This is a genomic window from Mesorhizobium sp. M7A.F.Ca.US.014.04.1.1 (assembly GCF_003998745.1).
Taxonomy (GTDB): Bacteria; Pseudomonadota; Alphaproteobacteria; order Rhizobiales; family Rhizobiaceae; genus Mesorhizobium; species Mesorhizobium ciceri.
This window is the reverse complement of the sequence record NZ_RZRW01000571.1, coordinates 1-3,614: the sequence shown is the minus strand read 5'-3', so window position 1 is coordinate 3,614 and position 3,614 is coordinate 1. Positions and strand designations below refer to the sequence as shown.

At 63.5% G+C, this 3,614-nt stretch carries 2 protein-coding genes and 1 pseudogene; 2 read left to right on the top strand and 1 reads right to left on the bottom strand.

Annotated elements, in window-relative coordinates:
* Positions 1-54 precede the first annotated feature (54 nt).
* Both EOA22_RS27715 and EOA22_RS27710 read left to right on the top strand, forming a co-directional pair.
* The gene (locus EOA22_RS27715) at positions 55-804 is read left to right on the top strand and encodes an ABC transporter permease (protein ID WP_013532238.1); all 750 of its coding nucleotides are present in this window, start codon (positions 55-57) and stop codon (positions 802-804) included.
* 239 nt (positions 805-1,043) lie between these two features.
* Positions 1,044-3,185: a sodium-translocating pyrophosphatase gene (locus EOA22_RS27710; protein ID WP_127390366.1), complete on the top strand. Its 2,142-nt coding sequence runs from the start codon at positions 1,044-1,046 to the stop codon at positions 3,183-3,185.
* Between the two features lie 272 nt (positions 3,186-3,457).
* Here EOA22_RS27710 and EOA22_RS39100 read toward each other — a convergent pair.
* Positions 3,458-3,614: pseudogene (locus EOA22_RS39100) on the bottom strand (outer membrane assembly protein BamE); the annotation flags it as partial.

Below are 3,614 nucleotides of genomic sequence, written 5' to 3'. Positions count from 1 at the left end.
GCCGCTTGGCCGCGTCACCGTCGACGGGCTGGTGAAGCGCGCGGCGAGGCCCGCATGAAGGCCTGGCTTCCATCGCTGCTCAGACTTGCCCTGGTGATGCTGCTCGTTGCCTTCGTCACCAATCCCGGCTGGTTCGTGCCGCTGCTGAAGCCGCTGACCGAAAACAATGCGCCGGTGATCTACAACCAGGGCAGCCTGCTGACGCTGACATTGCTGCATTTGCGCACGGTTCTGATCGCCACCGTGGCAGCAACCATCGTTGCGGTGGCGCTTGCCATCCTGGTCACCAGGCCCGCCGGCGCCGAATTCCTGCCGCTGTCGCGCAGCCTGGTCAACATCGGCCAGACCTTTCCGCCCGTGGCGGTGCTGGCACTCGCCGTGCCGGCCGTCGGCTTCGGCGAGAAGCCGACACTGATCGCGCTGTTTCTCTATGGCCTGCTGCCGATCTTCGAGAACGCGCTGACCGGCCTGACGACGCTACCTGCCAACGTCGTCGAGGCGGCGCGCGGCGCCGGCATGACCGGTTGGCAAAGGCTCACCAAGGTCGAGCTGCCGCTCAGCGCCCCGATCATTCTCGGCGGCATCAGGCTGTCGGTGGTGATCAGCCTTGCCACGGCGACCATCGGTTCGACCGTGGCAGCCAAAACGCTGGGCGAAGTGATCATCGCCGGGTTGTTATCCAACAATCTCGCCTTCATCCTGCAGGGCGGCCTGATCGTGGCAGCCCTTGCCGTGCTGATCTATGACGGCCTGTCGGCCATAGAGCGCTACACGGCGCGCCGGATGGGCCGGGAGGCAGAGTAGCCACGCCCTGCGTCAGGGCTAATTTCAATCGATCTAATCGCAGGGTGCTGACGGCAGCCGCCGCCTGGTCCCAACCATTTGGGCGAAAGCCGGGCAAAAACCGAACAATATCTTGACGTTCGCAGCCCTGTTTCGCATACACCGCTGCGAAGAGGCGGATTCCGTGCTCGGAATCCGGTCTTTGTCTCAACGGCCCAGGGAGGGGTTCTTTTGGGCCATCAATCGAGGAAAATCCGGCAATGACAATTATTTCCGCCGTCATCGCCTGCGGCCTGCTTTCAATCCTTTACGCCATCTGGGCGACACGTTCGGTCCTTGCGGCCGATCAGGGCAATGCACGCATGCAGGAAATCTCCGCGGCTATCCGCGAGGGCGCACAAGCCTATCTGGCGCGTCAGTACACCACCATCGCCATCGTTGGCGTCGTCGTCCTCGTGCTCGCCTGGTGGTTGCTGTCCATCACCGCCGCGATCGGCTTCCTGATCGGAGCGGTGCTTTCAGGCGCCGCCGGCTTCATCGGCATGCATGTCTCCGTTCGCGCCAACGTTCGCACGGCGCAGGCCGCATCGAACAGTCTCGCTGCCGGCCTCGACATCGCGTTCAAATCGGGCGCCATCACCGGCATGCTGGTTGCTGGCCTCGCCTTGCTCGGCGTGTCGATCTACTACCTCATCCTGACCCACTTCATGGGCCTCCAGCCCAATGACCGCATCGTCATCGACTCGCTGGTCTCGCTCGGCTTCGGCGCATCGCTGATCTCGATCTTCGCTCGTCTCGGCGGCGGCATCTTCACCAAAGGCGCCGACGTCGGTGGCGATCTCGTCGGCAAGGTCGAAGCCGGTATTCCCGAAGACGATCCGCGCAACCCGGCCACGATCGCCGACAATGTCGGCGACAATGTCGGCGACTGCGCCGGCATGGCCGCTGACCTGTTCGAAACCTATGCGGTGACTGTCGTCGCCACCATGGTTCTGGCTGCCATCTTCTTTGGCGGCACCGCCGTGTTGGGTGCGGCCATGCTTTATCCGCTCGCCATCTGCGGCGCCTGCATCCTGACCTCGATCGTCGGCACCTTCTTCGTCAAGCTCGGTTCCAACGGCTCGATCATGGGCGCACTCTACAAGGGCCTGATCGTCACTGGCCTGCTGTCCATCGTCGGCCTCGGCGTCGCCACCCAGGTGACGCTCGGCTGGGGTGAGGTCGGCACGGTCGCCGGCATGGTCATCACCGGCAAGAACCTGTTCATCTGCGGCCTGATCGGCCTCGTGGTGACCGGTCTCATCGTGGTCATCACCGAATACTACACCGGCACCAACAAGCGCCCGGTCAATTCCATCGCCCAGGCGTCGGTCACCGGTCACGGCACCAACGTCATCCAGGGCCTCGCGGTCTCGCTGGAATCGACGGCGCTGCCGGCGATCGTCATCGTCGGCGGCATCATCTCGACCTATCAGCTTGCCGGCCTCTTCGGTACGGCGATCGCGGTCACGACGATGCTCGGCCTTGCCGGCATGATCGTTGCGCTCGATGCCTTCGGCCCGGTCACCGACAATGCCGGCGGCATCGCCGAAATGGCCGGCCTGCCCAAGGAAGTGCGCCACTCCACCGACGCGCTCGACGCGGTCGGCAACACCACCAAGGCGGTGACCAAGGGCTACGCCATCGGCTCCGCTGGTCTCGGCGCATTGGTGCTGTTTGCCGCGTACTCGAACGACCTGAAGTTCTTCGCCGCCAATGGCGACAAATATCCCTACTTCCAGGGCATGGGCGAGATCTCCTTCGATCTCTCCAACCCATACGTCGTCGCCGGCCTGATCTTCGGCGGGCTGATCCCGTATCTGTTCGGCGGCATCGCCATGACGGCCGTCGGCCGTGCGGCGGGCGCCATCGTCGAGGAGGTGCGCAAGCAGGTCCGCGAGGATCCGGGCATCATGGCCGGCACCTCGAAGCCGAACTACGCCCGCGCGGTCGACCTTCTGACCAAGGCGGCAATCAGGGAAATGATCATCCCGTCGCTGCTGCCGGTGCTGGCGCCGCTCGTCGTCTATTTCGGCGTGCTGCTCATCTCGGGCTCGAAGGCGTCTGCCTTTGCAGCGCTGGGTGCCTCGCTGCTCGGCGTCATCGTCAACGGCCTGTTCGTCGCTATCTCGATGACCTCTGGCGGCGGCGCCTGGGACAACGCCAAGAAGTCCTTCGAAGACGGCTTTGTCGACAAGGACGGCGTCAAGCATCTCAAGGGTTCCGAGGCGCATAAGGCTTCGGTGACCGGTGACACGGTCGGCGATCCCTACAAGGACACCGCTGGCCCCGCCGTCAACCCGGCGATCAAGATCACCAACATCGTCGCGCTCCTGCTGCTGGCCGTGCTCGCGCACGGCTGATCTAGGCTTCAGCCCGAAACAACCCGCGGGAGCGATCCCGCGGGTTTTTTGTTGAGCAATGCCATGTCGACGCGTCAACAAGCCGATCTCTTGCATGCGGTAAATGCGCCGGTATCTCATCTACCGGCTTGGGTTTCGACGGCTTAAGCATCGCCGGCAAACATACGGGGATCTTGCCCTGATCGAGGCCACAACAAAAACCCGCAGGATCGCTCCCGCGGGTTTTTGGTCGTCTGAGATGATGAGGCTCCCGGAATGGAAGCCGAAAGGAATTAGGCGCCGCCGCCCGGAATGCTGGGTGCCAGCTTGCTGGCACCGTTGATGATCTGGCTGAGGAAGTTCTGGTCCTTGCCGCCGGTCGGTGTGGTGCGTGAGATGAAGTCGAACATCTTGCCGTCCTTCATCCCGTAATTGGCGATCTGGGTGACG

What these genes read in the sequence shown, in the direction of transcription:
- EOA22_RS27715 (WP_013532238.1), top strand. Translation starts at nt 55, where the DNA reads ATGAAGGCCTGGCTTCCATCGCTGCTCAGACTTGCCCTGGTGATGCTG.
- EOA22_RS27710 (WP_127390366.1), top strand. Translation starts at nt 1,044, where the DNA reads ATGACAATTATTTCCGCCGTCATCGCCTGCGGCCTGCTTTCAATCCTT.